This window comes from Amycolatopsis sp. SID8362 (assembly GCF_010550475.1).
Taxonomy (GTDB): domain Bacteria; phylum Actinomycetota; class Actinomycetes; order Mycobacteriales; family Pseudonocardiaceae; genus Amycolatopsis; species Amycolatopsis eburnea.
This window is the reverse complement of record NZ_JAAGNB010001477.1, coordinates 1-5709: the sequence shown is the minus strand read 5'-3', so window position 1 is coordinate 5709 and position 5709 is coordinate 1. Positions and strand designations below refer to the sequence as shown.

At 72.3% G+C, this 5709-nt stretch carries 5 protein-coding genes; 1 reads left to right on the top strand and 4 read right to left on the bottom strand.

What is annotated here, in order from left to right; genetic code table 11:
* A partial coding sequence (locus G3I65_RS45525) for an alpha/beta hydrolase (RefSeq protein ID WP_160701611.1) occupies nucleotides 1-716 on the top strand: 716 nt, incomplete at its 5' end.
* A 3-nt stretch (nucleotides 717-719) separates the two neighbouring features.
* Here G3I65_RS45525 and G3I65_RS45520 read toward each other — a convergent pair.
* The 4 genes from G3I65_RS45520 to G3I65_RS45505 form a co-directional block, all read right to left on the bottom strand.
* A complete protein-coding gene (locus tag G3I65_RS45520; protein WP_160701610.1) occupies nucleotides 720-1307 on the bottom strand; it encodes a TetR/AcrR family transcriptional regulator in 588 nt (195 codons plus the stop codon).
* 162 nt (nucleotides 1308-1469) lie between these two features.
* Nucleotides 1470-3080: an amidohydrolase gene (locus G3I65_RS45515; RefSeq protein ID WP_160701609.1), complete on the bottom strand. Its 1611-nt coding sequence runs from the start codon at nucleotides 3078-3080 to the stop codon at nucleotides 1470-1472.
* A gap of 3 nt (nucleotides 3081-3083) precedes the next feature.
* On the bottom strand, nucleotides 3084-3860 hold the full coding sequence (locus G3I65_RS45510; RefSeq protein ID WP_309236017.1) for a molybdenum cofactor biosynthesis F family protein: 777 nt from the start codon (nucleotides 3858-3860) through the stop codon (nucleotides 3084-3086).
* A gap of 11 nt (nucleotides 3861-3871) precedes the next feature.
* The gene (locus G3I65_RS45505; RefSeq protein ID WP_203612687.1) at nucleotides 3872-5707 is read right to left on the bottom strand and encodes a primary-amine oxidase; all 1836 of its coding nucleotides are present in this window, start codon (nucleotides 5705-5707) and stop codon (nucleotides 3872-3874) included.
* Between the last annotated feature and the right edge of the window lie 2 nt (nucleotides 5708-5709).

Genomic DNA, 5709 nt, shown 5'->3' with positions numbered 1-5709 from the left:
CGGACGGCCCGGTCCCGGTGTTCGTGTGGATCCACGGCGGCGGCTGGACGATCGGCTCGATCGACGAGAACGAGGTGGCCTCCCGCGCGGTGTGCGCGGCGGCGTCGGTCGCGGTGGCGGCGGTCGAGTACCGCCTCGCCCCCGAGGACCCGTACCCGGCCGCGCCGTCGGACTGCTACGCGGTGCTGGAGTGGCTGGCCGCGGGTGGCGCCGGCCCGGCGGTTTCGCCGGCACGCATCGCGGTCGGCGGGGAGAGCGCCGGCGGCAACCTGTCCACAGTGGTCTCGCTGATGGCGCGCGACCGCGGCGGCCCGACGATCGCGGCCCAGGTGCTGATCTGCCCGGTGTCCGGCCACCCCGACGACGGCCACCAGTCCTATGTGGACTACGCGACCGGCTACGGCATGACGGCCGACGCGATGCGGTTCTTCTTCGCCCAGTACGCGCCGGTCCCGTCGGACGACCCGTACGTGCTGCCGTCGCGGTCCCGGGACCTGTCGGGCCTGCCGCCGGCGCTGGTGCTGACGGCGGAGTACGACGTCCTGCGCGACGAGGGCGAGGCGTTCGCCCGGCAGCTGGCCGAGGCGGATGTGGCGGTGGACGTGCACCGGTACGAGGGCCAGATCCACGGGTTCTACGGGCTGTACACCGATCTGCCGGCCTCGGCGCGGTCGCACGCCGAGGTGGCGGCGTACCTGAAGGGGATCTTCGCCTGAGGTTCAGGGGCGGGTGAGGCGGTCCAGGAGGGACTCCAGGTGCCGGTGCTGGAGGTCGATCGTGGAGAACTCACCCGCCACCAGGCTCATCACGTTGGCGCCGGCGTTGAGCAGGACGATCTCGTCGACGATCTGCTCGTCGGGGGTCTCGGTGACGATGTCGCCGTCCTCGCGGCCTTCGGTGAGGAAGCGGTGCAGGAGCCCGCGCCACTCGCGGACGTGCTCGAGGTACTTGTCGTGCATGGTCCGGTTGCCCAGCGACATCTGCCAGAAGATCATCAGCACCCGCCCGGCGGTGATGCGCTCGTCGTCGATCGGCATGGACGACACGCAGAGTTCGCGCAGCGCGGTGATCCCGCGGAGCCCGTCGAGCTCGACGTACTGCCGCATCATGTCGAGCGCCCGCTCGTAGGTGGCCGCGATGATGTCTTCCTTGCTGGGGAAGTACAGCTTCAGCGCCCCGTTGGCGAACCCGGCGGCGGCGGCGATCTCCCGCATGGTGGCGGCTTCGATCCCGCCGCGCACGATGAGGTCCCAGGTGACGTCGACGATGTCGCTGCGCCGCTGGTCGTGGTCGATGATCTTGGGCACCCGGCACCTCCCGCACTGGTTTCTCTACCAGTGTAGGAGAAAGTACCGACGGGTACAGCACGGGGTGGCCGCGGCTGGTGCTCCGGTCCGGAGATGTAGTGAATGACTCATTCATGTCGTCCGGCGACATGAATGAGTCATTCACTACATCCGTGCCCGGGGTCAGCGCTCGAACACCCGCCGCCCCGCGAACCACGTCTCCACGACCTGCGTCTCCGCCACCCGGGAAGTCCGGAACGGATCCCGGTCCAGCACCACGAAGTCCGCCGACCGGCCAGGCGTCAGCGCCCCCGTCACGTCGTCCAGCCCGCACGCCCGCGCCCCGCCCAGGGTGAACGCCTCGATCGCCTCCGCGAGGGTGATCGCCTGCTCCGGCCACAGCGCACCCGGCCGGCGGCCGAACGGGTCCTCCCGGGTGACCAGCCCCGCGATACCCTCCCACGCGTTCGGCGACTCGCTCACCGGCCAGTCCGACCCGCCCGCGATCAGGGCGCCGCTGTCCAGCAGCGTCCGGTTCGGCTGCATGCGCGAAGCTCGCGACGCCGGCAGCACCTCGGCGATCGCCGACGGGATCACGCCCGGCACCCACAGGAACGGCGAGATGTCCGCGGCCACGCCCAGCTCGGCGAACCGCGGCAGGTCGTCCGGGTGCACGAACTGCCCGTGCGCCACCTGGAACCTGGTGTCCGCGAACCCCGCGGCACGCACCTTCCCGACCGCGTCGAGGAACTGCCGCACCGAGGCATCCCCCGTGCAATGGACCTTCGCCGACAAGCCGGCCGTGGCGGCTTTCAGGAGCCATTCGGTCAGTTCGGCCGGGGGCATCGTCGTCGAGCCGTGGAAACACCCGCCGTGGGTGTCGTCGGGCAGGTAGGGCTCGAGGAACGCCGCCGTGCGGGTCGGGGGGACGCCGTCGAGGAAGATCTTCACGAAGTCCGGGCGGTGGTGCGGGCTCCGGTAGGCCTCCGCAAGCTCCAGCAACGGCGCGCCGATCGGGTCGAAGCCGAAGATCGGGTCGTTGACCAGCAGCGACGTCACCAACCACGCGTCCAGTTCGCCGGCGAGGTCGAGCGACTGGAGGGCGCTCAGGATGTCGGTCGAGACGCCGGCGTCCTGGAACGCCGTGACGCCGAAGCCGTGCAGGATCTCGATCGCGCGCCGCGACGCCCGGCGGTGCTGCTCGGCCGTCAAGGCGCCGGTCACCCGCTCGACCAGGACGCCGGCCGCCTCCAGCAGGAGACCGCTGGGTGCGTCGCCGTCCCGGACGACGACGCCGCCCGGCGGGTCGGGGGTTGCCGCCGTGATGCCGGCCAGTTCCAGAGCGCGGGTGCTGACCCAGCGGTTGTGCCTGCTGTCGTCCGAAAGGGACACCGGGCGCCCGCCCGCGGCGTCGTCCAGCGCCCGCCGGGCGGCCGATGTGGACAGTGTCGAGACCAAAGTGGACGCCCAGGCGCCGCCGGTCAGCCACTCGTCCGGGCCGAGCGTCGCCGCGCGCGCCTGGACCAGGCCGAGGATGTCGTTCAGGCCCGCGTCGGCGCCGAAGGTCAGTTCGAACAGGTCGGCGCGGCCGGCCATCGCGTGGTGGTTGTGCACGTCGACCAGTCCCGGCAGGACGAACGCGCCGCCGAGGTCGAGCACCTGGGTGTTCGGGCCGCGTTCGGCGTCTTCGAGCGCGACGATCTTCCCGCCGGACACCGCAAGCGCGGATGCCCACGGCCGCGCAGCGTCCACTGTGTACACCACGGCGTTGGTCAGTACCAGGTCGGCGGCCACGGCTCAGCCCTCTGCCGGGTCCAGGCCGTCCGGGTGGACGGTGGTGCTCAGCAGCCGCCCGTACGCGCCGAACGTGAAGTGCGTCGGGCGCTCGCCAGTGCCGTCCAGTCCGAAGAGGACGCCGTGGGAGCGCAGCCGCCGGGCGTCGCGGTGGTCGGCGACGGTGACCGACGCGCACGGGATGACCTTCTCGCGCCAGGCGAACACGTGGATCCCGGGGCGGATCCGGTACACGGTGTTCTCGTCGGTGTCGGCGAGCCCGCGCTCGGGGCCGGACAGGCACTGCCAGGTGTACCAGTGCGGGCTGAGGTAGACGTGTTCGTAGGCGTGCTCGCGGCTGTAGACCCACACCACCCGGCGCCCGATCAGCGCGGTGCTTGGGGCCATCGCCTCGCCGCGCGCTTCGAAGCCGTCGAGCGTCGCGGGCCGGAACTCCTGGGTGACGCGCGGGGTGCCGCTGTCGCCGATCGTGGTGGTGATGACCAGGGCGCGGCCCTCACGCAGGTCCAGCAGGAGGGACACGGCCTCGCGCGGCGCGGGGTGGAACTGGACGTAGTACAGGTCCGGGTCGACGAGGAACGTCTCGCACCGGACGGTCGCGCCGTCCCACGCGACGCGCGTGCCGGTGAAGCGGGCGGTGCGGTCCGGGCCGTCGCCGTCGTCGTGCAGGACGAACGTGCGGCCGTGCAGGTCGCCGACCACGGGGGCCTTGTTCGCGTCGAAGCCCGGGGCGAGGCCGTCGAGGGGCAGCCAGGTCGAGGTGTCCGAGAGTGTCGTCACGGTGGGAGTCCTCAGTGGTCGCAGTGGTCGCCGGACGGGAGGTCGAGCGCGGGGTTGCGGTCGAGGAACCCGTACGGCCGGAACAGGAACCCGGAGCGGTCGACCGGCATCACCGGCCAGTCCTCGGGGCGGGGGACGTGGGTGGGGCCGAACACGTGCCACAGCACGAGGTCGGTGTCGACGAGGACGCGGTCGGCGGCGGTCCAGGCGGGCAGGCCCGCGCCGCCGGGGTGGGCATTGGGCCGGTCGCCGGCCGGGAACTGCTCGTCCTCTCGGTACGGCGTCGCCCAGAGGTGCTTGGTCGCGAACGTCGCGCGAGCGTGCACCGTCGCCTCCGGCTGGGCCAGCAGCGTCGCCGACGGGCTCGGCACCAGCTGGTAGGCGGTCGGCTTGCCGAGCCGGTTCGTCCGCGAAGCGCTGCGGACCTCCCAGACGCGGGCGCGGGCGGGGTCGGCCAGGCGCATCGCCTCCCGCTCGGTCCGCAACGGCGTGCTCCGCCAGGTGAACGCGTTGCCGTACGGGTTGCCCGGCCCGGTCGGCACGCCTTCGACGTCGACCTCGTGCAGGCTGGTGCGGTCGCCGTCGACCTCGACGTCGAGGCGCGCGCAGAACAGGTGCTGGTGCACCGGCGCGAACAGGCCGGGCGCGAGCTCGGTCGCGTGGGGCTGGTCTTCGCCGGGCGTGCCGGCGCCGCAGAAGACGATTCCGGTCGCCTTCGCCTCCAACGAGATCGAGCCGTCGAGGTGGAAGTACCAGTAGTGGCCGTAGTCGTAGTTGCCGATGGTGGAGATCGAGGACACCACCAGCCGCCGCGAGCGGCGCACCTCGGGCCGTCCGGCGAGGTCGGTGTGCTTCCAGAGGATGCCGTCGTCCTCTTCGTGCAGGCAGATCGCCCGCGGGATCTCGACCGGCTCGCCGCGGTCGTCGGCGACCCACGCCGGGAAGTAGTGGATGACGCCGACGCAGTCGCAGCCGAGCCGCAGGTCGTTGCCGTTCTTGCCGAACTGGTACTCCCCGGCGTCGAAGTAGCTGATCCAGAACCGGCCGGGCGCGACGTCCCCGTACGGGACGACCATCTCGGGGACGGAGGCCCGGTAGAGGACCGGCCGGTCCTGGAAGCTGATCTGGTGCAGCGTCAGGCCTTCGCGGGCGTTGAAGCCGACGCGCAGGCGCCACCCCTCCCACGTCACCTCGCTGCCGTCGACGGTGAAGCTCGGGCCGTCGGGCTGGGTGATCTCGATCGGCTTCAACGTCGTGCGGGCCGGGACGCCGGGGTAGCGCCCGTGCTCGGCGGGCACCGGGACGTCGCCTTCGTCTTCGACGCGGAGCACGCGCCGTTCCGTCAGGTTCAGGTGCGCGACCAGGCCTTCGACCGGGTGCGCCCAGGGGCTGTCGTCGGCGTCTTCCCGCAGGAACGTCAGCGAGCGCATGACGCGGCCGGTCTCGTCCTCGCGGCCGAAGTACCCGGGCGCCAGGGGCGCGCAGAAGGCGTGGCCGATCCGCTCGGCGAGGCCGCGCCGAGCCATCGCCGCCTGCCAGTCCGGCGACGCCTTCGTCAGCTGTTCGGCCAGCGCGTACTCCTCGAACAGGTACGACGGCTGCCCGTCGGCCTCGGCCCAGCCGTCCCAGGAGAGCAGTTCCTGCTTGGTCACCGACACCACGGCCTCCCCGGCCCGGCCGGTGGCGGTGTCCAGGAGCGTGTAGCGGAGGCGGCGGTCGCCGGCCCCGGCGCGCACGTCCTCCTTGGCGGGTTCGACGGGGAGGACCTGCGGGACGCGGATCGTCCCGCCGGCCAGCCCGGCGTCGGCGAGGATCGCGCGGCCCGCGCTGAGTTCGGCGGCGGTCAGCG